This window comes from Microbulbifer harenosus (genome assembly GCF_005771435.1).
GTDB lineage: Bacteria > Pseudomonadota > Gammaproteobacteria > Pseudomonadales > Cellvibrionaceae > Microbulbifer > Microbulbifer harenosus.
This window is the reverse complement of the sequence record NZ_VANI01000002.1, coordinates 235,007-260,884: the sequence shown is the minus strand read 5'-3', so window position 1 is coordinate 260,884 and position 25,878 is coordinate 235,007. Positions and strand designations below refer to the sequence as shown.

At 61.1% G+C, this 25,878-nt stretch carries 20 protein-coding genes; 13 read left to right on the top strand and 7 right to left on the bottom strand.

Annotated elements, in window-relative coordinates:
- Positions 1 to 58: 58 nt before the first annotated feature.
- The 5 genes from FDY93_RS02185 to FDY93_RS02165 all read right to left on the bottom strand — a co-directional run bounded on the left by FDY93_RS02185 (position 59) and on the right by FDY93_RS02165 (position 6,283).
- Positions 59 to 496, bottom strand: coding sequence for a potassium channel family protein (locus FDY93_RS02185; protein WP_138234099.1), 438 nt, complete (start codon positions 494 to 496; stop codon positions 59 to 61).
- Positions 497 to 511: 15 nt separating this feature from the next.
- Positions 512 to 967, bottom strand: a complete 456-nt coding sequence (gene tadA, locus FDY93_RS02180) for a tRNA adenosine(34) deaminase TadA (protein ID WP_425462481.1) — start codon at positions 965 to 967, stop codon at positions 512 to 514.
- Positions 968 to 990: 23 nt separating this feature from the next.
- Positions 991 to 1,821, bottom strand: a complete 831-nt coding sequence (gene rlmA, locus FDY93_RS02175; protein ID WP_138234098.1) for a 23S rRNA (guanine(745)-N(1))-methyltransferase — start codon at positions 1,819 to 1,821, stop codon at positions 991 to 993.
- Positions 1,818 to 3,446, bottom strand: a complete 1,629-nt coding sequence (locus FDY93_RS02170; RefSeq protein ID WP_138234097.1) for a GMC family oxidoreductase — start codon at positions 3,444 to 3,446, stop codon at positions 1,818 to 1,820. Before FDY93_RS02170 ends, rlmA begins: the two co-directional genes overlap by 4 nt.
- 104 nt (positions 3,447 to 3,550) lie before the next feature.
- The gene (locus tag FDY93_RS02165) at positions 3,551 to 6,283 is read right to left on the bottom strand and encodes a family 20 glycosylhydrolase (RefSeq protein ID WP_138234096.1); all 2,733 of its coding nucleotides are present in this window, start codon (positions 6,281 to 6,283) and stop codon (positions 3,551 to 3,553) included.
- Between the two features lie 494 nt (positions 6,284 to 6,777).
- On the opposite strand from FDY93_RS02165, the gene FDY93_RS02160 reads away from it, so the two are divergent.
- Both FDY93_RS02160 and FDY93_RS02155 read left to right on the top strand, forming a co-directional pair.
- Positions 6,778 to 7,281, top strand: coding sequence for a hypothetical protein (locus tag FDY93_RS02160; protein WP_246068427.1), 504 nt, complete (start codon positions 6,778 to 6,780; stop codon positions 7,279 to 7,281).
- Between the two features lie 91 nt (positions 7,282 to 7,372).
- Positions 7,373 to 7,879, top strand: a complete 507-nt coding sequence (locus tag FDY93_RS02155) for an RDD family protein (protein WP_138234095.1) — start codon at positions 7,373 to 7,375, stop codon at positions 7,877 to 7,879.
- Between the two features lie 15 nt (positions 7,880 to 7,894).
- Here FDY93_RS02155 and lptG read toward each other — a convergent pair whose 3' ends face one another.
- Positions 7,895 to 8,956, bottom strand: coding sequence for an LPS export ABC transporter permease LptG (lptG, locus tag FDY93_RS02150; protein WP_138234094.1), 1,062 nt, complete (start codon positions 8,954 to 8,956; stop codon positions 7,895 to 7,897).
- Positions 8,943 to 10,097 carry an LPS export ABC transporter permease LptF gene (gene lptF, locus FDY93_RS02145; RefSeq protein WP_138234093.1) on the bottom strand — a complete coding sequence of 385 codons (1,155 nt, stop codon included), beginning with the start codon at positions 10,095 to 10,097 and terminating at the stop codon, positions 8,943 to 8,945. Before lptF ends, lptG begins: the two co-directional genes overlap by 14 nt.
- 352 nt (positions 10,098 to 10,449) lie before the next feature.
- On the opposite strand from lptF, the gene FDY93_RS02140 reads away from it, so the two are divergent.
- The 11 genes from FDY93_RS02140 (at position 10,450) to nuoH (ending at position 25,878) form a co-directional block, all read left to right on the top strand.
- A complete protein-coding gene (locus FDY93_RS02140) occupies positions 10,450 to 11,919 on the top strand; it encodes a leucyl aminopeptidase (protein WP_138234092.1) in 1,470 nt (489 codons plus the stop codon).
- Positions 11,920 to 12,268: 349 nt separating this feature from the next.
- Positions 12,269 to 12,694 carry a DNA polymerase III subunit chi gene (locus FDY93_RS02135; RefSeq protein ID WP_138234091.1) on the top strand — a complete coding sequence of 142 codons (426 nt, stop codon included), beginning with the start codon at positions 12,269 to 12,271 and terminating at the stop codon, positions 12,692 to 12,694.
- A gap of 21 nt (positions 12,695 to 12,715) precedes the next feature.
- The gene (locus tag FDY93_RS02130) at positions 12,716 to 13,687 is read left to right on the top strand and encodes a hypothetical protein (protein ID WP_138234090.1); all 972 of its coding nucleotides are present in this window, start codon (positions 12,716 to 12,718) and stop codon (positions 13,685 to 13,687) included.
- A gap of 138 nt (positions 13,688 to 13,825) precedes the next feature.
- Positions 13,826 to 16,597 (top strand): valine--tRNA ligase, encoded by a 2,772-nt coding sequence (locus FDY93_RS02125; protein ID WP_138234089.1) that lies wholly within the window; start codon positions 13,826 to 13,828, stop codon positions 16,595 to 16,597.
- Positions 16,598 to 17,070: 473 nt separating this feature from the next.
- A complete protein-coding gene (locus FDY93_RS02120; protein WP_246068426.1) occupies positions 17,071 to 17,460 on the top strand; it encodes an NADH-quinone oxidoreductase subunit A in 390 nt (129 codons plus the stop codon).
- Positions 17,461 to 17,517: 57 nt separating this feature from the next.
- A complete protein-coding gene (locus FDY93_RS02115) occupies positions 17,518 to 18,204 on the top strand; it encodes a NuoB/complex I 20 kDa subunit family protein (protein ID WP_138234087.1) in 687 nt (228 codons plus the stop codon).
- 73 nt (positions 18,205 to 18,277) lie between these two features.
- A complete protein-coding gene (gene nuoC, locus FDY93_RS02110; protein WP_240914298.1) occupies positions 18,278 to 20,026 on the top strand; it encodes an NADH-quinone oxidoreductase subunit C/D in 1,749 nt (582 codons plus the stop codon).
- A 10-nt stretch (positions 20,027 to 20,036) separates the two neighbouring features.
- Positions 20,037 to 20,561, top strand: a complete 525-nt coding sequence (nuoE, locus tag FDY93_RS02105; protein ID WP_246068425.1) for an NADH-quinone oxidoreductase subunit NuoE — start codon at positions 20,037 to 20,039, stop codon at positions 20,559 to 20,561.
- Position 20,562: 1 nt separating this feature from the next.
- Entirely contained in the window at positions 20,563 to 21,891 is a 1,329-nt protein-coding gene (gene nuoF, locus FDY93_RS02100) for an NADH-quinone oxidoreductase subunit NuoF (protein WP_138234084.1), read from the top strand.
- Between the two features lie 136 nt (positions 21,892 to 22,027).
- Positions 22,028 to 24,910 carry an NADH-quinone oxidoreductase subunit NuoG gene (nuoG, locus tag FDY93_RS02095; RefSeq protein WP_171018865.1) on the top strand — a complete coding sequence of 961 codons (2,883 nt, stop codon included), beginning with the start codon at positions 22,028 to 22,030 and terminating at the stop codon, positions 24,908 to 24,910.
- Positions 24,911 to 24,912: 2 nt separating this feature from the next.
- Positions 24,913 to 25,878: an NADH-quinone oxidoreductase subunit NuoH gene (gene nuoH, locus FDY93_RS02090; RefSeq protein WP_421654474.1), complete on the top strand. Its 966-nt coding sequence runs from the start codon at positions 24,913 to 24,915 to the stop codon at positions 25,876 to 25,878.

Below are 25,878 nucleotides of genomic sequence, written 5' to 3'. Positions count from 1 at the left end.
CGGGGGCTCAGATACAGGAACCGAGGTGTGGGAACTGAGGTACGGGCGATGGCTCGCCTCAGTTTTCCTCTTCGTAGCGGTGCCAATACCGCTGCATTTTCAGGAACAGGAAGGACGCGGTCCAGGTGATCAGCACCAGTCCGGTCAGCGCTTCAAGACCAGCGGTAAAGCGCAGTTCGCCGTGGGGCTCGACATCACCAAAGCCGAGCGAGGTGTAGGTGGTAAAGGAAAAATAGGCACAATCAATCAAGGTGCCATTGAAATTGCCCGTCAGGGTACCGAAATGCGGCGAGTGGTACATGTAGTAGTAGCCAAACGCGAACATCCAGATTTCCGCAATGTGCCCAATCAGCGCCCCGAAAACCCCCATCAGAACCCCGAGATTGCGCCGCAGCTTCAGCTTGTGGCCGAGCTTGAACAGCCCGTTCAGCACCTCGTGGTGTATCACGATGGCAACGGCAACCAGCAGACTGTTGAGAAATAGCGTAAGCAGCATATCGGTGAAACCGTTTCAACGTCGTTTCTGGAAAAACGCCCTCACTAACGCACCGGCTTCATCCTGCATGACCCCACCCTCCACCTGGATCCGGTGATTGAAAAATGTCTGCTCCGCCAGCTGCAGCTGGCTCGCCACCACACCGGCGCGGGGTTCGCTTGCGCCGTAGACCAGGCGCGCGATGCGGGCGTGTATCAGAGTGCCGAAGCACATGGTGCAGGGCTCAATGGTGACATACAGGGTGGCGCCCGGCAGGCGGTAATTGCTCATATGACGGGCGGCCGCGCGCAGCGCGACTACTTCGGCATGGGCGCTGGGGTCGGAAGCGGTGATCGGCTGGTTGAAGCCTTCGCCGATGATCTCCCCATCCAGCACCACCAGCGCCCCTACCGGTACCTCCCCCAGTTCGGCGGCTTTGGCGGCAAGCCCCAGGGCCTGCTGCATGAACATGTAATCCCGCGGCGTCGCCAATTTAAGAACTTCCTTCGTTAACGTTACTCTAAAATTCCATCGGCGGCTGGCTTGATGAACTGCCGCAACAGGAAATCGGCTTCCAGTTGCAGGCCGTCCTGCTGCTCAAGGGATTGCCGCGCTTCTGTTCGCCCTTTCCAGGCAAATGGCGTCATCGCGAGAAAATCCCGCACTGCCTCGTTGCCGTGAATGTTGAGGTCGAATTGACAGCGGCTCTCACCGGCCGACTCAAGCCCGGAAATGGCCGCCGGCGCCGTATGCCGTTGCGGCGTCTCGTAGAGGCGGGACTTCAGGCTCCAAAGATGATCCGGGCCCGGGGAGACGTCCAGCAAAATGCCACCGGGTTTGAGCACCCGTACCAGCTCTTCTGCCGGCCCAGGCGCAAATACACGCAGCAGCGCGTCGACGCTGCTGTCCGCCACCGGCAGGTGAAAACTGCTGGCCACGGCAAAGTTCGCCTGCGGCTGCCTTTTTGCCGCGAGCCGTACGCCGGCTTTGGCGATATCCACCCCGAAAATATTCGCCGGTTCCCAGCCGCTCGCGACCAGCGTGCGCGCGTAATAGCCCTCACCACACCCGATGTCCAACAGTAATGGTCTGTCACCAAAGGTTGTGACGCTTAGCTGCGCACAGATGGCCTGCGCCAGCGGACGGTAGTAACCGGCATCCAGAAAACGTCGCCGCGCGGCCAGCATGTCCGCGGAATCCCCCGGCTCACGGCTGCGCTTCTGCTGCACTGGCAGCAGATTTACATAGCCCTCTTTTGCGCGGTCAAAACTGTGGCCGTTGCTACAGCGCCAGCTTTGCTTTTCCAGACTCAATAGGTGATTGCAATGAGGGCACTGCCAGATCATGCGCTTTCGATGATTTCCTGTGGTTTCGGCACGTCAGTTTTGTGCAGGATCAGTTCCGCCGCTTTTTCCGCGATGGCAATCACCGGTGCGTTGGTGTTGCCGCTGATGAGGGCGGGCATTATGGAGGCATCCACTACCCGCAGTCCATCCACGCCCCGCACCCTCAGTTCTGTATCAACCACCGAAAAATCGTCGTCGCCCATTTTGCAGGTGCCGACGGGGTGATAAATGGTTTCCGCATTCTGGCGAATAAAATTCGCGATCGCATCGCGCTCGCTCAGCAGCTCCCCGGGAGACCACCAGCGCTTCTGCAGTGTTTTGAGGGCTGACTGACCGATGATATCGCGGGCCATTTCAAACCCTTCGATCATGACTTGCAGATCTTCGCGGTCTGACAGGTAGTTGGGCTGGATCAGCGGCGGCGCTTTGGGATCGCGGGAGGCGAGCGCTATAAACCCGCGGCTTTTCGGCCGCAGTGCGCACGCGTGCAGGGTGTAACCATTGCCGGATTTTTTATCCAGGCCGTGCTTGAACAGCGGGGCCGCGGTCAGGTGAAACTGGATATCCGGGTACTCACCGGCGAGGCTGGAACTGACAAAGCCGCCCGCTTCCGCGACATTGTTGGTAAGCATGCCGCGGTTCAGCAGCAGGTATTCCGGGAAATGCATGGCGGTGGCGAGCTTCGGGAAAAAACCATTGTTGAACCCGACCTTGCGATCTGTCTCCACCACCAGGGAAATATCCAGGTGGTCCTGCAGATTCTGCCCTACCCCCGGCAGGTGGCACTGGGGCACGATGCCGAGCTTTTTCAGCTCCGCCTCCGGCCCTATGCCCGAGAGCATCAGCAACTGCGGCGACTGGATGGCGCCGGCACACAGGATGATTTCCTTGTTGGCGACAATTCGGCGGCCGTTTACCAGCGTCACCGCACTCACGCGGCTGCCCTTGAACTCGAGCGCCGCCACCGGCGAGCTGGTGCAAATACTGAGATTCGGGCGGTTTTTGACCGGATAAAGGTAGGCAGTGGCCGCAGAGCAGCGGCGACCGAATTTCTGCGTGACCTGATAGAAGCCCACACCGTTCTGCTGATAGCCGTTGAAATCGTGATTGGGCCTGTAACCGGCTTCCTGCGCTGCCTGTACAAAGGCATACCCCGCAGGCGACTTCCATTTGAGGTCGGAGACCGCAAGCGGGCCGTAGCCACTGTGGTAGGCGTCACTGCCGCGCTGGTTACCCTCCGCCAGCAGAAAATACGGCAGCATGCCGGACCAACCCCAACCGGGATTGCCGGCGCGCTCCCAGGCGTCGTAATCGCCCGGGTTGCCGCGGGTGTAGATCATGGCATTGATGGCGCTGCAGCCACCGAGCACCCTGCCCCGCGGCCAGAACAGGCGGCGGTTGTCGAGATTACTCTGGGGTTCGGTGTAGAAATGCCGGTTGAAGCGCTTGCCCGGCAGCAGGTAGGCGATGCCTGCGGGCATCTGGATCAGCAGGTTGTGGTCAGAGGGACCCGCTTCCAGCAGGCAGACGCGGTTCTGTTCGTCTTCGCTGAGGCGGTTGGCCAGCACGCAGCCGGCGGAGCCCGCCCCCACAATCACATAGTCGTAGACCCGGCTTTTGCCCATACCCGCCTCCCATCCGCTGTTCTGATCATTATGCTGGTACTGGATTCCAACCCGACTTGTGCAGCCGGTCAATGATCAGAACAGTCTAGACAAGGCGACGGGACTTATTTGGCACCCAGGTCCGCGGATACGCCCAGCGTCACCGGACGACCACTGCGGTTGCCGTCGGCGCTTTTCGCGCGCAGCGACTGCACCAGCTGCGGGTCAGTACCCTCGGTAAGCGGCAGCCACCGTTCGCCGTCGAAGTATTCCAGCGCCAGCCCGGGATACGGCAGCGCGGTTTTCACGCGATCGCCTTCCACAACCGCACCGGGCGCCGGGATGCGATAGCCTATGCCAGCGCGATCCAGTTTCAGCAGTTCCTTGTTGCCAAGCGCCGCGGAGAAGCTCGCCCAGTCGCGCGCGAGTGCCTGTTTGTTCACGAAGGTGGTTTCCGCGGAGAATTTCTGGCCCTCTTTCAATGGCAACTCCCAGCTCGCCTGGTGCCAGGCGCGCTCGGCGAGCGCCAGCAGACGCGGGAACACCTGATACTCCACCGCCTCATCGGTGCGCACCACTTCGCTCCACAGCTGGCCCTGGATACCACGCACGCTGTTGGCGAATTCCGGTGCGGGAGACGTCGCCTCCCAGCCGTGGCCATCGCGATTGGGGTACACCTCCGCCTGCTGCGCGGTATTCAGAGGCGCGTAGCTGAACGTCTTGCGGGTATCGGTGTAGCGGGACGCCCAGTAATAACCGCGCTCCGCCGGATCCACTTCCTGGGGCATGTCGAAATAGAGATAGTCGGAGTGAGACTGCACAAGGTCAAAACCGGTCTCGGCGAAATGCGCACTCTCGTCTCCGCCACCCCAGAACAGCGGCGCCCAGGAGTTCACGTAATTGTGCCGGGTGGCGAGCTCTTCGCCCGCGTTGCGGATTTTCTTCACACCGTCGTTCCAGGCGGCCATGGTGGGAATACCCGCATCCGCCACCAGCCTGCTCACGCGCTTGGCGTAGAGTTCACCCAGCTCGTCGAGAGCTGTCACTTCACCGCTGGCGATCAGTTTCTGGCACTGGGGAGAATTGCTCCAGGGCTTGTTGCGCATATCGGCACTGGTATCGCCTTTCTCGGGGTCTTTGCCGGGGCCCACTTCAAAGCCGTCGGAGGCAAGGATGTTGATGGCCTCATCGCCACCAAAGTGCCAGGTCTGCAACGGCATACCGGCGGCGTCGTGCATGGCCTTCACTTCGCGGATCACTTTGCCGACAAAGTTGTAGGTGGAGTCCACGCAGGGGTTGATGTAGCTGTCGTTGTAGAACTGTACCGAGAGGTACCTGGTGTCGTCCTCGGGGTCAATCAGGCGGTAGGCCTCGGCAGCGGTCGGGTCAGAATCCTTCAGTTTGCGGTAGCGCGCTTCCATCGCCACCACCGCGGAGCGGGCGTGGGCGGGCATATCGAACTCCGGCACCACTTCGATATGGCGATCGGCGGCGTAGCGCAGGATTTCCACATAGTCTTCCACGCTGTAGAAGCCGGAGCCGAAGTTGTCTGCCTTGGGCCCGGACCCCAATTGCGGCAGCAGGCAGGTATTTTCTTCCAGATCGAAGCAGCGCTGGCCGCCGACCTCGGCGAGTTCCGGCAGCCCCGGGATCTCGAGACGCCAGCCTTCATCGTCAGACAAATGGAAATGGAAGCGGTTGAGCTTGTAGGCCGCCATCTGGTCCAGCAGTTTCAGCACCACCTGCTTGCTGTGGAAGTTGCGGCCGACATCCAGGAACATGCCGCGGTGCGGGAAGCGCGGCGCGTCTGTCACCACCGCCTGGGGCAGGCTGTTGCTGTTGAGGTCCACCAGCGCCAGCAGGGACTGCACCCCGTAGAAGGCACCGTCGGCATCGGCACCGATGACCCTGGCGCCGTCAGGCTCCACCACAAGTCGATAGGCCCCGGCGGGCTTGCCGGCGAGTGCGGAACTGTCCACCACCACCTGCACCGGGTAGGTGTCGTCACTTTTTGCGGAAAGCCCCAGTTGCGTCAGGCGCTGCTCCAGCGCGCGAACACTGCCCTGCGCGAGGCCATTGGCCTCAATCGCGATACCGGCGCCCAGCACCACCGGCGCGCCAGCATGAACCTCGGTGGAAAGCGGCTGCGGAATGATACGGCCGCGCCAGTCCTGCTCCCCGACGCTGGCGATGTCATCGTCTGCGGCAAAGCGCTCGAAGCGGGTGCTTGCCGTGGCCAGTACATTGGCATCGTCTGCCGCGCGCTTCCAGTTGTTCGGATCGTTCTTGTTGATAGACAGGACCTGGCCGCTCAGGTCATCGGTATCCGTGGATTCAATCACCCGTGCCTCGCCGTCGGCCCCTACCACGAACAGGCGCGGCTGGAAGTCAGAGGCGAATTGCATCCAGCTCTCCGCCAGCATATCGAGCGGCAGGGTCTCGCCACTGCCGATACCGGCGAAGTTCGCGGTGGGAATGAGGCGGTGCAGATCGCCATTGACCCGCTCCAGGGTAAAGGCGTCGCTGTTCAGCAGTGCCAGTGAGCGGCGCACGCTGTGGAAATAGAGCACCCAGTCCCGCTCGTCGGCGGCAATCGCCGGACCGTTGTTGATCAGGCTGACACGATAGGTGGAACAGGCGGCGCTGCTCCCCCCGGCCCGCTTGCACAGCGCGCGCATCTCATCGTCCATCCCCTGAAAATTGGTCAGCACCTCCTGAGTCACCGCGAAGTTGGCGGCAATGCGCTCGGGCGCAGAGAGGGCGACGGCGGTCTCGGGCGCCGCAGCGGATTCGGGATCGGAACAGGAAGCGATCAATGCGGACAGGGCCAGGCTGGCAAAGAGGGGAAGCCGATTCATGGGTCTTCTCTTTTATTGATGGTGCTCTATTTGATTTTTTGTGCGCGGACACGGTGAACCGACACCGGCCAGCCGTCCACCATAGCGAAAAAGACAACGCTGTCAACAGGATCTGATGGCCCCCGGACATAAGCAGGAAAGGACCGGGCTCGCGCCAACAGTCATATGACTGCTGAACCACGGCGGCATTTAGTGATCCAACCGTTCGTTCACTAGACGATGTTTTTATAAGGCGCGGATTACATCCGGCGTTTTAGTAGTAAAAAACATTGGCGGAAACCTCCCCGCAGCCCCCGGAAACTCGGCAAAACTCTGAATATCCAGTAATGGCGGGGCTTACGAAGAAATGACCGTCACCCCGCAACAATTCACGTCCAGGGTTGGCAAAATGGCGGAATTTGTGAGACAAACGGGTTCAGTAAGGGTGAGCCATAATAAATTCAGTGGTTGTTCAGTAACCAACTGATGTAGACAAAACGCCCCGGGGTGGAAAGATGGAAACTTGCAGTTCTCGGTTTCGTTCCAACAAGCGCCAGATCAGCAGCCTGCCTGTTGTGCTCGGCATTCTGCTGCTTCCCGTATCCTCGGCCCTGTTCGCCGAAGACACTATTTTCATACCCGACTCCACCAAAGCGCTCAATCTCCAGGCGGACAACGCCTTCTTCATCGACAGTGCGTTCGGCATGGACAACAACGCGCTGTTTGAATCCGCGGAAAATCTGCGCAACAACTCCATGGGCATGGTACATCGCCGCCTGAACCACCAGTGGCTGGAAGTACATACCTATCCCGATCAATCCGAGAACGTTACCGGCGGCCGTGCGATCAATGAAATTCTGAAGATGGGTTTCAAAACCTACATGGAACAGCACAAACGCGCGAAACAACATCCGCTTCTGCGCTATACCAATAGCCACGGCAGTCTCAACAACGCACTGGATTACGACTTCCGCCTGTCGGATGACAAATTCTCAATCTCCTTCGAGTACGAGTTTTAACCGCCACCAGCTCGAATCGACTCGCTCTCCGCCGCGCGCACCCGCGCGAATTTGCTAGAATCTCCGCCTATACCTACCGGCGGAGATTCCCGTGCCAGAAACAGTCAATACCCCCACCCAGTTCAACCAGCTTCCCCGCGCCGGCGTAGTGCCGCGCCTCGTGGCACTGCTTTACGACCTGTTGATTGTCGCGGGCCTGTGGATGGTGTACGGCTTCTTCGCCATGCTGGTGGTTTCCGCCTTTGGCGGGCTGCACTGCCAACCGGAACTTCAGGACTACACCCCCTGCGTCGGCGGCCTGCTGTATCAGCTCGGCCTGCTGTTGGTAACAGCGGGATATTTTTTCTGGTCCTGGCGCGCCGCCGGACAGACCATTGGCATGCGCGCCTGGCGCTTGATGGTGGCGAATAACAACGGCATGCAGCTCAGCTGGTACCAGTGCGTAATCCGCGGGCTGGTGGGCCCACTCTCACTGGCCTGCCTGGGGCTGGGATATTTCTGGGGTTACTTTAGGGAGGATCGCGCCAGCTGGCACGACCTGGCGTCGGACTCGGAAGTGCGGCAATTGCCGAAGAAGAAGAAAGAGAAAAAACGCTAATCTTGAAGCGGGCGTTCAACGCGCCCGCTTCAGCAGCAGCCAGCCAATCATAAAACTGGCGAGAATCGGTACCAGCACCGCAATAAACGGCGGGAATCCGAACACCACTGACGACGGCCCGAGCATGTCCTGCAGGGTCTGGAACACAATCCCTACAATCACCCCGGTGAACACCCGCAGGCCAGTGGTTACTTCCCGCAGCGGGCCAAAAATAAACGAGATCGCCATCATCACCAGCCCCGCAATGGTCAGCGGCTGCAGCACCTTTTTCCAGAACGCCAGCCAGTAGCGCGCGGAATCCTCACCCTTGCGGTCGAGGAACTTGCCGTAGGACCACAGATTGCGCGGTGACAGATCCGACGGCATTGGTACTACCAGCGAAAACAGATCCGGCGACAAATCCGATTCCCATACCGACCTCGCCTCCCGGCTGCTACTGGCACGCTCCGGCGTCAGGCTGGTCTGGCGACTGTTCTGCAGCTCCCAGCGGCCGCCCTCGTAATACCCGCGCTCGGAGAACACCACCTGCTGCAATTGGCGGTCTTCATCAAACCGGTAGCGGGTGATGCCAAACAGGGTGCCGCCGGGCAGCGCCGCATTGAAGTGTACGAACTCTCCGTTCTCGTTAAACCACAAACCCTGCCCCAAGCCCGCACTCTCCAGTTCCCCCTGGGCAATGGCGCGGCGGCTCTCCGCGGTCTGGTTGGTGACCGGTACCACCAGCTCCGCCAACACCAGGCCGAGTATGATCAATACCATGACCGGCTTCATCACCGCCCACGCAATGCGCGCGATGGATACCCCGGAGGCCCGCATTACGGTGAGCTCGCTGGTTCCAGCGAGTGTGCCGAGCCCAACCATACAACCCACCAGCGCGGAAAAACCCAGCTGGCTGTATACGCGCTCTGGCAGTGTCCACAACACGTATTCCAGCAGGTTGCCGAACTGATAGTCCCCTCCCAATTCACCCAGTTCATCCACAATGGCGGAAATAACGTCCAGGCCAAGGATGACCATCAACACCGCGAGAATCGCCAGGGTGACGGTGCGGGCGATATAGCGATCAAGCAGGGACATTGGCACCTCCATTTCCACCCTTCGCACCACCACCACTCGCTATATTCCTGCGCCGACGGGGCTTGCGGTTGCGCCCGCCCAATAGCAGCAGACCAAGAATCAGGAACGGTGGGTGCACCAGCCAAATGGCCCAAGCGTGCTCGATTTTGCCGTCTTCGATAGCGCCGCGTACCCCCTGCAGCGCAACCAGATAAACGATATACAGCAATACCGCCGGGATCATCTTGGCATAGCGCCCCTGACGCGGATTGGTGCGGCTGAGCGGCACAGCGAGAACCGCCACCACCAGCACCAGCACTGGCAAACTGAAGCGCCAGTGGAGGTTCACGCGCTCGCGGGCGTCTTGACTCTTCCACAATGCCGCGGTGGACATGGACTGCAGCTGCTCGCTGGCCTTGGTGCGCAGACGCGGCACCTCCAACAGTACCTCATAACTGGAAAACGCCATCTGTCGGTAATCGCTCTGGCCGGGAATGCCCTCGTAGCGGTAACCGTCGCGCAATACCAGATAGCGCAGCCCGGTCTCCGGGTCTATCCGCTGCACACCCTCTCGCGCGACAGTGACGATCTGGTGATCCGTCTCGGTTTCACCGCGGGAGTTACCCAGCTCGGCGAGAAACACATCGTGCATGGTGGATTTGTCGTCGCTCAGGGAATCCGCGTAGTACACCGCGCGGTCGCCCTCGGTGCCGACAAATTTCTTCGGCACCAGATGGTCGAATTCATTGCGCGTCTTGTCGGCAGTCAGCAGGTGAGAGGTGCGCTCGATACCCGTAGGCGTCAGGTACAGGCTCATGGTCGCGACAAAAGCCGCCACCATCAGCGCCGGCACCATGGTGTAGCGCAACAGTTGCCGCTCGCTGAAACCGCAGGCGTGCAGTACCGTCATTTCGCTTTCAATATAGAGGCGCCCGTAGGCCAGCAGGATACCGACGAAAAACCCGAGCGGAATCACCAGCTCGAGAAAGCCAGGCAAACGAAAGCCCATCAGGGCAAACAGGATGCTCGCGGAAAGATCGCCGGCAGCCGCCTCGGCCAGATATTTGACAAAACGGCCGCTCATCACCATCAGCAGCAGGACCGCGCTGACAGCCAGGGTTGCACCGAGCAGCTCGCGGCAGAGGTAGCGGAAAATTATCACTGAACGAACAGCTTCCCTGATTGCACTTATTGAAAGAAATGGCGAAATGGATTCGAGAATCCTAAGACTGGACACTCAGGTGACGGATAGGACACCCGATCAAGCAATCCGATCCTTCCCGGGTTAAACTTGCGGTGCGCATTATCACCAAAAAGCCCGGTCATGTCTCGACCTGGTACGGCCCGGTGCCAACGTATCCCGCCCGAGCGAACGCCATCAGGAGTCTGGCTCCCATCGCCGGAATCCGCCAGCGCGGCATGGGGATCACCGGCGCTCCCGTGTGGCCGCACCCCGATGCACCGAGACGACAAGTACCCGGCTCAAAGCACATAGAACATCAAGGAACCATTTCATGCAGTTTATCGCCAAGGTCACCGACATCAGCAAACAGCGCAGCGCCTGCGTCATTCTCGCCGTCGACGATAAAGACCAGCTCACACAGAGCGGCAGCGACCTCGACAAAGCGAGTCACGGCAGCCTCGGCACCCTGCTGAAACGCGGCGATCTGGGCAAAGCCGCCGGCAGTACCCAACTGGTGTCCCTGCTGGAAGGCGCTGCCGAGCGAGTACTGCTGGTGCGCACCGGCAAGGCCCCGGTATCCCAAACGGAGTTCCGCAAGCTTGCCAACGCCAGTGCCAAGGCCGTCACCGGGCTCAAAGACGCCACCAGCTACCTCATTGAAGTTTCGGTGCGAGATGCGGATATCGAATGGCAGGCGCAGCAACTGGCACTGGCCGCAGGCCTCGCCGGTTACAAATTCACCCGCTTCCACAGCGAGGCAAAACCCCATCCACTTGCCAAATTCACCCTGCACGCGGCCGATAAAAAACAGCTGAGCGCCGTGCAGAAAGGCACCGATCTCGGCAGCGCCCAGGCCCTCGGCAGCAACATCGCCCGCGAACTCGGCAACCTGCCCGGCAACCTGTGCACCCCTACCTACCTTGCCAGTGAAGCGAAGGCGCTGGCGAAAAAACACCCGAAGCTCACCACTACGGTGCTCGATAACAAAAAGATGGAATCCCTGGGCATGGGCGCCTTCATGAGCGTTGCCAAGGGCAGCGACGAGCCGGCGGCGATGATTGCGATGCAATACAAGGGCGGAAAAACCGGTGACAAGCCCATCGTGCTCGTGGGCAAGGGCATCACCTTCGACACCGGCGGCATCAGCATCAAGCCGGGCCTGCAGATGGATGAGATGAAGTTCGACATGTGCGGCGCGGCGAGCGTGTTTGGGGTGATGAACGCCCTGGTGGAAATGAACGCCCCGGTGAACGTTGTCGGCGTGGTTGCCGCCGCCGAAAACATGCCCAGCGGCCGCGCCAGCAAGCCCGGTGACATCGTTACCTCCATGAGCGGCAAGACCATCGAGATTCTTAACACCGACGCCGAGGGCCGCCTGGTGCTATGCGACGCCCTGACCTGGGTGGGCAAGTTCAAGCCGAGCGTAGTGATCGACATCGCCACCCTCACCGGCGCCTGCGTCATTGCCCTGGGCAACCACGCCACCGGTCTCTACGCCAATCAGGACCAGCTGGCGAACGACCTGATCGCCGCCGGCGAAACTACCGGCGACCGCGCCTGGCGCATGCCGCTGTGGGAGGAATACCAGTCTGCTCTCAGCTCCAACTTTGCCGATATGCAGAACATTGGCGGCCGCGAAGCCGGCTCCGTAACCGCCGCCTGTTTCCTGGCGCGTTTCGCCGAGGAATACAATTGGGCGCACCTGGACATCGCCGGCAGCGCCTGGACATCCGGTGCCGCCAAAGGCGCGACCGGCCGCCCGGTGCCGCTGTTGCTGCAGTACATTCTGAACCCCAAATAAATCAGACCGCGAAGTGGTTAGTTAGACGCGAAGGCGCTGATACCGGGTAGTGCCTTGCGAGACCTTCCGCGAGAGGGACCTCGCGGAAGAGCCCCCATGGATGGGTTGAGGGGGGGCGCCTAGCTCGTGTCTCGCAAGGCACTACCCGGTAGCGGCGCCGCCACTAAAGTCAGTTCGGAGTTCTGAAACTACGGCAGTGGCGGCCCTGCTGCCGATGGCTGTTCGCAGGACACGCCGTAAACCCATCCATGGGGGCTCGGCTGCGGCCATCCAGGCCGCAGACGGTCCTGCGAACAGCCATCGGCATCAGGGCCTTCGCATCGAATTTCATCGCACAGTCGCAAGTAATATGACTCGAATAGATTTCTACGTCCTGGCCTCTGAGAATCCTGGTGAAATCCAGACCTTCGCCTGCCGTCTTGCGGAAAAAGCCTTCCGCAGTGGACTGCATGTGCTGATCGCCGTGGACAACGCCGAGCAGGCACAAGAGCTGGACGACCTGCTGTGGACCTACCGGGAAGACAGCTTCCTGCCTCACGCCCAGCAGAACAAAGACCAACAGGCCGCCATCGAAATCAACAGTGGCGAAGACCCCGGCCACCATCACGGCCTGCTCATCAACCTCAGCAGCGACATCCCCGCCTGGTTCAGCCGCTTCGAGCGCCTCGCCGAAATCGTCTGCCAGCACCCCGAATCCCTCACCCGCTCCAGAACGCGATACAGTCACTTTCGCGACAGGGGATATCCGTTACAATCCCACAACATCACCAACTGATAAAAACCCGAACCCGAATCCATGTCCGGTCGCAAAAAGAACAGAAGACCCCAACACGGCCAGCCGCCCCATGAACTCCTCCGGGAACTCAACTCCCTGCGGGAGCTGCTGGGCAGTGACATGGAAGCCGACATCCCGCTGCTGGACCAGGTGGCCGACGCGTCCGCCAATCAGAAAACCAGCACCGCCCAACACCAAAACGGCCCCTCACACGCAGCGATCAGCGTTCCCGGCCAAACGCCGCGACCACCCCAGCGCCCGCTGACCGAACAGGATTTGCCAATCCTGTTCTCCCCGGTCGACGAAGAACCACTGGACGAGTTCGACGATTACACATCGGCGCTGAGTGAGGCGGATCTCGAACTGCTCCGCCCACTGCGGGACCTGCCGCCCCGGGCGCCTCAACACAGCGAATCCGGCCGGCAAGAGCCCCACCAGCATGCTGCCGCTACCCAAGAGGCGAAAAGTAACAGCCAAGGCGCCGAGCGGCGAACGCCCGCGGACAACTCGAAAGAGTCAGTGAAGGACCAAGCGCAGCCAGCGGAGACACCTCAGGGTGAACACCAGCCCGGGCTGTTCGAGACGGAACAGGAGGAAGCGCCGGCGGGTGCCGGGCTCGCCGAATCTGCCCCCGCGGTACCGGCAGTAAAACCGATGGCGACAACCGAGCAAACGACAGTCCCGACAGCCACACAGACACCATTGAGCCCCAAGGTCAGCACAGCCACCATGACAGAAAACCCTTTTCTGCCACCTCACATTCGCGCGCGGTTAACCGGCGGCAGGATTCCGCGCCCGGAGCCGATGCCGGTGGTGCAGCCGGCTGCGCCGACCAAAACAGAGGTAGCGCAGACCAGTCACCGCACATTGTCTGACGACGAGCGCGCGCGCTTGCTGGAACAGCTGGTAGCGGAGCAACTGCCGGAGCTGGAGCGGCATCTGCGTCTCGGCATCGGCATGATGCTCGACGAGCTCTACCCGAAAAAATCCTGACAGTGTCCGGCCGGTCGGCCGGCCTTTTGCCCCCAGTGGCCCCAGCGGTATAATTCCGCCCCTTTTTATTTATTCACTGCCGCCGGCGTCCCAACGGCCGGGCGGCCAGCCCATACAACGCAAGGCACTCCCCCGCGCATGGACAAGACATACCAGCCCAACGCCATCGAACAACAGTGGTACAAAACCTGGGAAGAGAACGGCTACTTCAAGCCCTCCGGCGACACCGCCGCCGATCCCTACTGCATCATGATCCCGCCGCCGAACGTCACCGGCAGCCTGCATATGGGCCACGGCTTCCAGGAATCCATCATGGACGCCCTGATCCGCTACCACCGCATGAAGGGCGACAACACCCTGTGGCAGGTGGGCACCGATCACGCCGGTATCGCCACCCAGATGGTGGTGGAGCGCTTGCTCGCCGCGGAAGGCAAGAATCGCCACGAGCTGGGCCGCGACAAGTTCATCGAAAAGGTGTGGGAGTGGAAGGAAGAGTCCGGCGGCAACATCACCCGCCAGCTGCGTCGCCTCGGCGCCAGTCCGGACTGGTCCCGCGAGCGCTTCACCATGGACGACGGCTTCTACAAGGCGGTGCAGGAAGTCTTCATCCGCCTGTACGAAGACGACCTGATCTACCGCGGCAAGCGCCTGGTGAACTGGGACCCGAAACTGCACACCGCAATTTCCGACCTGGAAGTGCTGAACGAGGAAGAACAGGGCCACCTGTGGCACTTCCGCTACCCGCTCGCCGATGGCAGCGGCCACCTCGTGGTCGCCACCACCCGTCCGGAAACCATGCTCGGCGATACCGCGGTCGCGGTGCACCCGGAAGACGAGCGCTACAAGCACCTGATCGGCAAAACCATCAAGCTGCCGCTGGCCGAGCGCGAAATCCCGATCATCGGCGACGACTACGTCGACCGCGAATTCGGCACCGGCTGTGTGAAGATCACCCCGGCGCACGACTTCAACGACTACGAAATGGGCCAGCGCCACAACCTCGAGGTGATCAACATCCTCGACGCCGACGCCAACCTGAATGACAACGTGCCGGAGAAATACCGCGGCATGGAGCGCTTTGCCGCGCGCAAACAGGTGGTCGACGACCTCGACGCACTCGGCCTGCTGGAAAAAGTCGACCCGCATACCTTGAAGGTACCGCGCGGCGACCGCTCCGGTGTCGTCATCGAGCCGTGGCTCACCGACCAGTGGTATGTCCGCACCCAGCCGCTGGCGGAAGAAGCCATCAAGGTGGTGGAAGACGGCCGCGTCAATTTCGTACCGAAAAACTACGAGAACATGTACTTCTCCTGGATGCGCGACATCCAGGACTGGTGTATCTCCCGCCAGCTGTGGTGGGGCCACCGCATCCCGGCCTGGTACGACAACGACGGCAAGGTCTACGTCGGCCGCAGCGAGGAAGAAGTGCGCGCGAAGCACAACCTCGGCGACATCGAACTGCGCCAGGACGACGACGTGCTCGACACCTGGTTCTCCTCCGGCCTGTGGACCTTCGGCACCCTCGGCTGGCCGGAAGAAACCCCGGAGCTGGCGGCATTCCACCCGACGTCCGTGCTGGTCACCGGCTTCGACATCATTTTCTTCTGGGTCGCGCGCATGATGATGCTGACCCTGTACTTCAAGAAGGAAGTGCCGTTCCACACCGTGTACGTGCACGGCCTGGTGCGCGACAGCCACGGCCAGAAGATGTCCAAGTCCAAGGGCAACGTACTCGACCCCATCGACCTGATCGATGGTATCGATCTGGAAAGTCTGGTGCAGAAGCGCACCTCCGGCATGATGCAGCCGCACCTGCGCGACAAGATCGAGAAGCAGACCCGCAAGGAATTCCCCGAAGGCCTCGCCGCCTACGGCACCGACGCCCTGCGCTACACCTACTACTCGCTGGCTTCCACCGGCCGCGATATCAAGTTCGACGTGGGCCGTATCGAGGGCTTCCGCAATTTCTGCAACAAGATCTGGAACGCCTCCCGCTATGTACTGCAGAACTGCGACGGCTACGACTGCAGTCAGGACGGCAGTGAAGACTTCGAACTCTCCATCGCCGACCGCTGGATCATCTCCCTGCTGCAGCGCACCGAGATCGCGGTGAAGGAAGCCATCGACAGTTACCGTTTCGACCTGGCATCCCAGGCGCTGTATGACTTTGTGTGGGGCGAATACTGCAGCTGGTACCTGGAACTGTCCAAGCCGGTACTGTGGGACGACAACGCCTCCGACGCGGTGAAGAAAGGCACCCGCCGCACCCTGATCCGCGTGCTGGAAACCACCCTGCGCCTGGCGCACCCACTGATGCCGTTTATCACCGAGGAAATCTGGCAGCGTGTGAAAGATCTCGCGGGCCAGGCCGGCGACACCATCATGCTGCAGCCTTACCCCGTTGCGAACGAACACCGCATCGACGAGAACGCGGAAGCGGCAATCGCCTGGTTGAAGGGCGTGATCGAGGGTGTGCGCAATATCCGCGGTGAAATGAACATTTCCCCGGCGATCAACATTCCGCTGATTCTGCGCAACGTTTCTGCGGCCGACCAACAATTGCTGGAACAGACCCGCACACTGCTGATCAAGCTGGCAAAGCTCGAGTCGATCGATTCGCTGCCAGCCGGTGCCGAAGCGCCCGCTTCCTCTACCGCGCTGGTGGGCGAGCTGGAGCTGCTGGTGCCGATGGCCGGGTTGATCGACGTGGAAGCGGAATCCGCGCGTGTCCTGAAAGAGCTGGACAAGCTCGACAAGGAACTCGCCCGCATTGCCGGCAAACTGCAGAACCCGAACTTCGTCGACAAGGCGCCGGAAGACGTCGTGGCCAAGGAAAAAGCCAGACAGGCGGAAATGGAAAGTGCCCGGGCTCGATTTGCTGAGCAACTGGAGTCTCTTAAAAACCTCTGATGGGCTAGCCGCCTCCGGAGCTTATTCTTTTTAAGGTGGACCTGTGGCGGCAAAGCACCGGGGATCGGTTTTCAGAACCGCCATGAATACTTCCCTGTAGGCTGCGTCGGCGCCGTCCATGGCGCCGACGCTTCTGAAAACCGATCCCCGGCACTTTACCTTCGCATCACGTTCATAGCTTCGTAAGCCGAAATGGCGCCCAGAAATGGGCGCCTTTTTTGTTTAATTTCGAAGTGCAAAGTTCCAACGCGAAGGGCCGGCGCTGGGTGGGGCATTTCGGAAGCGTCGCAAACAGGGACGTTTGCGACGCAGCTTACAGGGATGTATTCATAGCGGTTCCGAAATGCCCCACCCAGTGCCGGACCGCCACCGGACCCGCTTAAAGACCTCAACCCAAAATACGCCCCACAGCCAGCGAACTACACTACGGAGACTCAATCAACCTCCTCACCATCTCCATGCCACTTCAAAGCGTGTCAAATTACTGGCCACTACTTGTTTATGCCCTGGCCGTATTGGGACTGATCGCCCTGATGCTCGGCCTGTCCCACACCCTCGGCCAAAAGCGCCGCGATCCCGCCACCCACGAACCCTATGAATCCGGCATCGTACCCACTGGCGACGCGCATATTCGTATCTCCGTCGGCTACTACCTCGTCGCCATCATGTTCGTCATATTCGACCTCGAAGCAGTGTATTTATTTGCCTGGGCCATCTGTGTGCGCCAAGCCGGTTTGCCGGGACTCGTCGAGGCGTCTATTTTCATTGGAGTACTTCTTGTCGGACTGATCTATATCTGGCGCCTCGGTGCTCTCGACTGGGGCCCACATCGCCAGAATCCGCCTGACAGACAAAAGAAATAATCAACCTCTCCAGGTTTACACCACAACGCGGAGCGCGCAACGGCGCGAACAGCAATCATGCGATGGCAGCTCACCCGCGCCGGTTACCCAGCGGACCGTGACAATCTCATAGCAACAGACAGCCACAGCAAAAGCGACGCCTTCGACGAAGACATTCGCAAAAATGTACTGCTCACCAGGCTGCAAGACATGGTCGCGTGGGGGCGCGCAAACTCGCTGTGGCCATTCAATTTTGGGTTGTCCTGCTGCTATGTGGAAATGGCCACCGCGTTTACCAGTCGCCACGACCTCGCACGCTTCGGCTCCGAAGTCATTCGCGCAACCCCGCGACAGGCCGACCTGATTGTTATTTCCGGCACTGTGTTCATCAAAATGGCGCCGGTGATCCAGCGTTTATATGAGCAGATGGTGGAACCGCGCTGGGTTATTTCCATGGGCTCCTGCGCCAACTCCGGTGGCATGTATGATATCTACAGCGTGGTGCAGGGCGTGGACCGGTTTCTGCCGGTGGACGTGTATGTGCCGGGTTGCCCGCCGCGCCCGGAAGCGCTGATGCAGGGCCTGATGCTGCTGCAAAAATCCATTGCCAGCGAGCGCCGGGCGCTGAGCTGGCTGGTGGACGAACACGGCGCGCAGGAAGTACCGCGAAAACCGCTGAATACCCTGGGCAAACCCAGCCAGCGGGATCTGCACCGCGAAACGCGCATGGCAGCGGACAGGCTCCGCGCGCCGGACGACGTGTGAGTTGCCCATGATCGGGGTGCGGGCAAAAAGCCGGTTTCCAGCGAGCGCCTATCGCGACGCGGCGGTAGCATTTATGCAAGACCTGGCCAGGGAAAGCGACACCCGGCCCGAGCTCGCCTATTGGCTGCAGCCGGATACGCCGGATATGCCCACGCTGTGGATTGGCGAAGCACAGCTGCTGGAATTTCTGCGATGGCTGAAACACGGAATCAACCGGCCTTTCGCCATGCTCTACGATCTCAGCGCCATCGATGAGCGCATGCGCCTTGTGCGCGGCGAGCGCGAAGCGGCGCAGCCGGCGAGTGATTTTACCGTCGTCTATCACCTGCTCTCGTTTGAGCGCGACCTGTTCATTCGCGTCAAAGTCCCGCTGTCAGAATCCGACCTGCGGTTGCCGTCCATCACGCCACTGTGGCCCGCCGCCAACTGGTATGAGCGCGAGGTGTGGGACCTGTTCGGCATCGACTTCGCCGGCCACCCCCACCTTACGCGCATCATGATGCCGCAGACCTGGCAAGGGCATCCGCTGCGCAAGGATCATCACGCCCGCGCCACCGAAGTGGACCCGTTCAGCCTGTCTCCGCACAAGCAACAGGTCGAGCAGGAAGCGCTGCGCTTCAGGCCCGAAGACTGGGGCATGGCCCGCGCCAGCGAGGAAAGTGAATTCCTGTTTCTCAATCTCGGCCCCAACCACCCCAGTGTGCACGGTGTGTTCCGTGTGGCACTGCAGTTAGATGGGGAGCGCATTGTGGATGCGGTGCCGGATATCGGCTACCACCACCGCGGCGCGGAAAAAATGGCGGAGCGCCAGGCGTGGCATAGCTATCTGCCCTACACCGATCGCATCGACTATCTCGGCGGGGTGATGAACAACCTGCCCTATGTGCTCGCGCTGGAACAGCTGGCGGGCATTGACGTGCCCGAGCGCGCGCAGACTGTGCGCATCATGCTGTGCGAATTTTTCCGCATTGCCAGCCATCTGGTGTTCTACGGCACCTTCGCCCAGGACCTAGGGCAGATGTCACCGGTGTTTTACATGTTCGAAGACCGGGAAAAACTGTTCGGTGTAATTGAGGCCATCACCGGCGGGCGCATGCATCCGTCCTGGTTCCGCATTGGCGGCCTGGCGCAGGACCTGCCCAACGGCTGGGAGCAGCGGGTGCGCGCCTTTATCGACTACCTGCCCGCCCGCCTGCAGGAATACGAGGGCATGGTGCTGCGCAACGCCATTGTCAGGAAGCGCTGCCGCGGCATCGGTGTTTACGATACGGCGGCGGCGCTGGAATGGGGCGTAACAGGCCCGGGGCTTCGCGCCACCGGACTGGCGTGGGACCTGCGCAAGCGCCGGCCCTACAGCGGCTATGAAAATTTCGAGTTCGACATTCCCGCCTTCGACGGCGGCGACAGCTACGACCGCTGCCGCGTGCGCGTGGAGGAAATGCACCAGAGCCTGCGCATTATCCGCCAGTGCCTGCAGCACATGCCCGCCGGCGATTACAAATCGGATCACCCGCTCACCACACCACCGCGCAAGGCGCGCACCATGGAAGATATCGAGACGTTGATCCAGCATTTTCTCAACAACAGCTGGGGCCCGGTGATGCCCGCCGGTGAGTGCTGCGTACCCGTCGAAGCGACCAAGGGCCTAAACAGTTATCAGATCATCAGTGATGGCAACACCACAGCCTACCGCAACCGCATTCGCACGCCCTCGTTCCCGCACCTGCAGATGATTCCACAAATGTGCCGCGATCTCAGCGTGTCGGACCTGATTGCCATCATCGCCAGTATCGACTTCGTCATGGCCGACGTGGACCGCTGAGGAGATGACCTTGGAACGGATTACCCCCGAACTCAGTACCGAAGAAATCCGCGATATCGACGCCGAGGCCGGGCACTACCCGCACAAAAGTGCGGTGCTACTGGAAGCGTTGCGCATCGTCCAGCAGCACAGGGGCTGGGTTTCCGACGGCAGCCTGCAGGCACTGGCAAGCTACCTCAAATGCCCCATCGCGGAGCTGGAAGCGCTGGCCACCTACTACCAGTTGATATTCCGCGAGCCGGTGGGAAAGCACGTGATCTACTGCTGCAACAGCGTCAGCTGCTGGATGCTGGGCGGCGACGGACTGCAAGCACATTTGCAGAACCGGCTGCAGATTTCCCCTGGCGAAAGCAGCCGCGACGGATTGTTTACCCTGCTGGAAACCCCGTGCCTGGGCGACTGCGACAGGGCGCCGGTGATGATGGTGGGCAGGGAGATGTATCGGCAACTGTCCCGGGAAACCCTGGACGCAATGCTCAGTGAATTGCGCGCGCGCGATGGACAACAACCCATGTCCGACCACCGGGAACAGTAAGATGCCCGGACTGGACCCCGGCCTGCGCACCCCACTTACCCGGAATATCCGCGGCGGCGACGCGGTGTCTCTTGATGCGTACCGCAAAGGCGGTGGCTACAGCGGACTGCAGGCAGCGCTGGAAATGGCGCCGAAAAATATCGTCGAACTAGTCAAGAGCGCGGGACTGCGGGGGCGCGGCGGCGCCGGCTTCAATACCGGACTCAAGTGGAGTTTTGTCCCCGACGCAGACCAGCACCCGGGGCCGCGCTACCTGATCTGCAATGCGGATGAAATGGAACCCGGAGCGTTCAAGGATCGCTATCTGATGGAGCGGGACCCGCATCTGCTTATCGAGGGGATGTTGATCGCCGCCCGCGCCATCGGCGCCGAGACCGCCTATATCTTTATCCGCGGCGAATACCATCTGGCGGCCGAGCGCCTGGCCCATGCCCTTCAGGAAGCGGTCAACGCCGGCCTGCTCGGCCAGCGCATCATGCAGCGGGAATTCTCCCTGCGGATTCACCTGCACCGCAGTGCCGGCAATTACATCTGCGGCGAGGAAACCGCGCTGCTCAATGCCCTCGAGGGCCGTCGCGCCATTCCCAGAGCCAAGCCGCCGTTTCCGCAGGTGAGTGGTCTGTGGGGAATGCCCACCGTGGTGAACAACGTGGAAACCCTGTGCAACCTGCCCTGCCTGCTGGCGCTGGGGGAGGACTGGTACCGCGGGCTCGGCCGAGAAAAAGACACAGGCAGCAAACTGTTCGGTGTGAGCGGACGGGTAAAACATCCGGGCCTATGGGAATTGCCGATGGGTACACCCATTCGCAAAATCATTGAGCAGCATGCGGGTGGCATGGCGCCCGGCTACCAACTGCGCGGATTTTTACCGGGGGGCGGCTCGACGGATTTTCTGTCTCCACGCCACCTGGATCTGGCGATGGACTACGATGTGATAGGCGAGGCCGGCAGCCGCCTCGGCACCGGCACGCTGATCGTGCTCGATGACCACACCTGTCCGGTCGCCATGGTGTTGAACCTGCAGCGTTTTTTTGCGCGGGAGTCCTGTGGCTGGTGCACGCCCTGTCGCGACGGGCTGCCATGGGTAGTGGAAATTCTGCAGCGTATCGAAAGTGGACTCGGCGAAAAACGCGACCTGGTCCTGCTGCGGGAACTGGCGCGACGTATGGGGCCGGGCACCACATTCTGCGCGCTGGCACCCGGTGCGGCCGAGCCGCTGCAGAGCAGCCTGAAATTATTTTTGCGGGATTATGTCGCGCATATCGTACAGCGCGGCTGTCCCTATCGACACAGCGCAAAGCCCGCTGCCGAGCCACTGTGCGAACACTGAAATGCCGCTGACACTGCGGCAGGCATTTTTACAATAAGCGCAAGTCGTTACAGGAAGTCGTCAAAGCGAATCGTAAACAAGCTTCGAACGGACCGGACACACCGGTGCAATGCTCAAGGCAGGGAATGCCCAAGCCATGGCAACGATAACAATAGATAATCGACAGTATGAGGTAGACGACGGGCAGAACCTGCTCAGTGCCTGCCTGAGCCTGAAAAAAAATCTGCCCTATTTCTGCTGGCATCCGGCGCTGGGTTCCGTCGGCGCCTGCCGCCAGTGCGCGGTGGTGCTCTTCAAAGACGCCGACGACCAGCGCGGCACGCTGGTGATGAGCTGCATGACGCCGGTCAAGGATGGCGCTATCTATTCCATCGACGCGCCCACTGCGCAGGATTTCCGTGCAGGCATCATCGAAAATCTGATGACCAACCACCCCCACGACTGCCCGGTGTGCGAGGAAGGCGGCGAGTGCCATCTGCAGGACATGACGCTGATGAGCGGACATACCCAACGCCGCTTTCAAGGTCGCAAGCGCACGCACAACAATCAGTATCTCGGCCCGTTCATCAACCATGAAATGAACCGCTGCATCACCTGTTATCGCTGCGTGCGCTTCTATCGCGATCACGCCGGCGGCACGGACCTGCAAGCGCTGGGGCGCAATCATCAGGTGTATTTTGGACGTCAGGAGGACGGCCTTTTGGACAACGGATTCAGCGGCAACCTGGTGGAGGTCTGCCCCACCGGTGTATTTACGGATAAAACCTACAGTCGTCACTACGTCCGCAAATGGGATCTGCAGACCGCGCCCTCGGTGTGCGAACACTGCGCCGTCGGCTGCAACACCGCGCCGGGAGCGCGCCGCGATGGCAAAGGGGATCCGCGCCAGCTGCGCCGGGTGACCAACCTTTTCCATCGCCAGATCAACGGCTATTTCCTGTGTGACCGCGGACGCTTCGGCTATGAATACGCCAACAGTGCCGCGCGCATCTACACGCCGCAGGCGGCGCTTACGCAGCCGCTGATTCAGACCACTGCCGGCTCAGCAAAGGTTCATCAGTCTCTGTCACCCGCGGACGCGGTGGCACGACTGGCGGTGACCATCGCGCAGATGCGCAGCGGCAACCGGCGCGTCATCGGCATAGGTTCCAGCCGCAGCTCTCTCGAAAACAACTTTGCATTGCAGACCCTGGTGGGTCGCGAACATTTTTATGCGGGACTGGATGAGCGCAGCCTCGCGCTGCTCAAGCTGGTCGACCGTATCCAGCGCGACCCGCGTGTTCACTCGCCGGGCACCCCGGAGATTGAACGGGCCGACATGGTGATCGTGCTGGGTGAAGACATTGCCGACACCGCGCCGCGCATTGCACTCGCCGTACGGCAGGCCGCGCGCAGCGCACAGATAGCGCGCGCCGGAGAACTGAAAATACCCGCATGGCAGGACGATTCCGTGCGCCAGCTCACCGGTATTCGCACGCCGCTGCTGGTCGCGAGCGCAGAGCGCACCGATCTCGACGACATTGCCAGCTGCCGTGTACGGGCGGCGCCCGAACAGATGGTGGCACTGGCCGATGTGCTGGCACAGGCGCTCACCGCGGAATCCGGAGAAATCCACGCACCGGATATCGCCGGACTGGACACGGGCGAATTCACTGCGCTGGTCGAACAGCTGAAACAGGCCCGACACCCGGTGATCGTATCCGGCTGCGGACTGCAGTCGCAGGAGCTGTTGCAGGCCGCGGCGCGACTCGCCTTTGCCGTCGCCGGCCACAAAGAAGCAAATCACCGCCAAACAGACAGTCGCGAAGCCCGTGCCGCACTGTATCTCGCCTGCCCCGAAGCCAACAGCCTGGGTCTGGCGCAACTCTGCGATGCCCGGCAAAACCTGAATCAGCTGCACCGCGAACGGCAATCAGAGCATACGCCGCAGCCGACGACCCTGCTGGTGATGGAAGCCGATCTCTACCGGCAGCTACCCGCGTCTGTCGCCGATCAGCTGTGCGCCGGTGTCGATGAAATCATCCAGCTGGAAATCGTGCACAACCGCACCAGTGCGCGCGCCGACCTGATACTGCCCGCCGCTGCCACACCGGAGTACGAGGGCACGCTGGTGAACAGCGGCGGCCTCGCCCAGCGCCACTATGCGGTATACGAGGGTTCCGGATGGATTCAGGCCAGCTGGCGTTGGCTCGCCGATGCCGCCGCAGCCAGCGGGGAACTTGCTGGCGCGGAGCTTTCCGGAGACGAGGAGACACACGCGCGACTGCAGTCGCTGGCCCGGTGGCGGCATGTAACCCAACTGAGTGTGGCGCTGGCGGAATCGTACCCGGAACTGGCACCGCTGGCCGAGCTGGGACCGGACTGGGACCAGACCATTGAGGGTCAGAAGACAGCGCGCCAGCCTCACCGCTACAGCGGCCGTACCGCCATCCAGGCGGAGCGCCAGGTCGCCGAGTACAAGCCATTGCCGGACGACGATGCCCCTATGGCGTTTTCCATGGAGGGCATTCAGTTCGCCTGCCAGTCGCCGCTACAAGCCAACAACTGGGCGCCCGGCTGGAACTCCAATCAGGCAATCCACTGCTACCAGCCCAAACCGGGGGCCGCGCGCCTGGGGCACAGCAGCGGGCAACCGCTCGCCCGCAAAGCGGTGGTGTTCCACTCCGACTCGGCCGCTGGCGATGCAGCGCGGCCCACTGCCGATCCAAGCGACGGCTTCCGGATTTTGCCGCTCTATCGCATGTTCGGCTCCGGCGAACTGAGTAACTACGCCGGCGCCATTGCCTCCGTCACCGAGGAGCCGTTCGCGGTCTTCCACCCGCAAGACCTAGAGTTGCTGTCGCTGACTGCGGGACAACAGATTGCGATTACCGAAAGCGGTGACCGCTGGCAATTGCTCGCCAAGGTATCCGATACCATTCCGCGGCACTGCATCGGCGTCAGTACAGGCTTTACGCAAATGGCCTCCATTCCCGGTGCGTATATAGAGCGCGAACAGATCGCGCCGGGAGACGCCTGAGCGTGAATACCGGCCATGCAGATATCGCCATGACACTGCTGAACATATTTGGCGTGCTCACCACTGCGGTGCTGTTGACGGCGCTGCTCACCTGGGGAGAGCGCCGGCTGCTCGGCTTCTGGCAGGACAGACCGGGCCCCAACCGGGTGGGACCGTTCGGCCTGATGCAGGTGGTGGCGGACATGATCAAGCTGTTCTTCAAGGAGGATTTCATTCCGCGCTTCGCCGATGCACCGGTGTTCCTACTGGCACCCACCATTGTTATGGCAACCACGCTACTGGCGTTTGTGGTGGTGCCCTTCAGCCCCGCCGTTGGCGTCATCGACATGCATATCGGATTGCTGTTCTTTTTGGCGATGAGTGCACTGGCGGTGTACAGCGTTGTACTCGGCGCCTATGCCTCCGGTAACAAATATGCCCTGCTCGGCGGTCTGCGCGCGGCGGCGCAGACCGTGAGCTACGAAGTGTTTATGGGGCTGTCATTGATGGGCGTGGTGATGCTCGCCGGCAGTTTCGATCTGCGCAGCATCGTGATGGCCCAGGAAAATGGCTGGTTCCTGCTGCCGCAAATGCTCGGCTGCGCGATATTTCTGGTGGCGGGCATCGCGGAAAGTCACCGGCTGCCGCTGGATCTGCCCGAGGCGGAGCATGAGTTGACCGCGGGATTTCATACCGAGTATTCGGGAATGAAATTCGGCCTGTTCTTCGTCGGCGAATACCTTTCCATCCTTTTGATCTCCGCACTGGTCACCACCCTGTTCCTGGGCGGATGGCTGGGTCCGTGGCTGCCACCCTTGGTCTGGTTTGCACTGAAGACATTTGCACTGGTGTGCCTGTTTATTTTGCTGCGCGCGGCGTTGCCGCGGCCCCGTTACGATCAACTGATGGCATTCGGCTGGAAGGTGATGCTGCCGCTGGCGCTGCTCAATCTGGTCGTCACCGGAAGCGTACTGATATGGCGGGGATGA

What these genes read in the sequence shown, in the direction of transcription:
- FDY93_RS02185 (WP_138234099.1), bottom strand. Translation starts at nt 496, where the DNA reads ATGCTGCTTACGCTATTTCTCAACAGTCTGCTGGTTGCCGTTGCCATC.
- rlmA (WP_138234098.1), bottom strand. Translation starts at nt 1,821, where the DNA reads ATGATCTGGCAGTGCCCTCATTGCAATCACCTATTGAGTCTGGAAAAG.
- FDY93_RS02170 (WP_138234097.1), bottom strand. Translation starts at nt 3,446, where the DNA reads ATGGGCAAAAGCCGGGTCTACGACTATGTGATTGTGGGGGCGGGCTCC.
- FDY93_RS02165 (WP_138234096.1), bottom strand. Translation starts at nt 6,283, where the DNA reads ATGAATCGGCTTCCCCTCTTTGCCAGCCTGGCCCTGTCCGCATTGATC.
- FDY93_RS02160 (WP_246068427.1), top strand. Translation starts at nt 6,778, where the DNA reads ATGGAAACTTGCAGTTCTCGGTTTCGTTCCAACAAGCGCCAGATCAGC.
- lptG (WP_138234094.1), bottom strand. Translation starts at nt 8,956, where the DNA reads ATGTCCCTGCTTGATCGCTATATCGCCCGCACCGTCACCCTGGCGATT.
- FDY93_RS02140 (WP_138234092.1), top strand. Translation starts at nt 10,450, where the DNA reads ATGCAGTTTATCGCCAAGGTCACCGACATCAGCAAACAGCGCAGCGCC.
- FDY93_RS02135 (WP_138234091.1), top strand. Translation starts at nt 12,269, where the DNA reads ATGACTCGAATAGATTTCTACGTCCTGGCCTCTGAGAATCCTGGTGAA.
- FDY93_RS02130 (WP_138234090.1), top strand. Translation starts at nt 12,716, where the DNA reads ATGTCCGGTCGCAAAAAGAACAGAAGACCCCAACACGGCCAGCCGCCC.
- FDY93_RS02125 (WP_138234089.1), top strand. Translation starts at nt 13,826, where the DNA reads ATGGACAAGACATACCAGCCCAACGCCATCGAACAACAGTGGTACAAA.
- FDY93_RS02115 (WP_138234087.1), top strand. Translation starts at nt 17,518, where the DNA reads ATGCGATGGCAGCTCACCCGCGCCGGTTACCCAGCGGACCGTGACAAT.
- nuoC (WP_240914298.1), top strand. Translation starts at nt 18,278, where the DNA reads ATGCAAGACCTGGCCAGGGAAAGCGACACCCGGCCCGAGCTCGCCTAT.
- nuoF (WP_138234084.1), top strand. Translation starts at nt 20,563, where the DNA reads ATGCCCGGACTGGACCCCGGCCTGCGCACCCCACTTACCCGGAATATC.
- nuoG (WP_171018865.1), top strand. Translation starts at nt 22,028, where the DNA reads ATGGCAACGATAACAATAGATAATCGACAGTATGAGGTAGACGACGGG.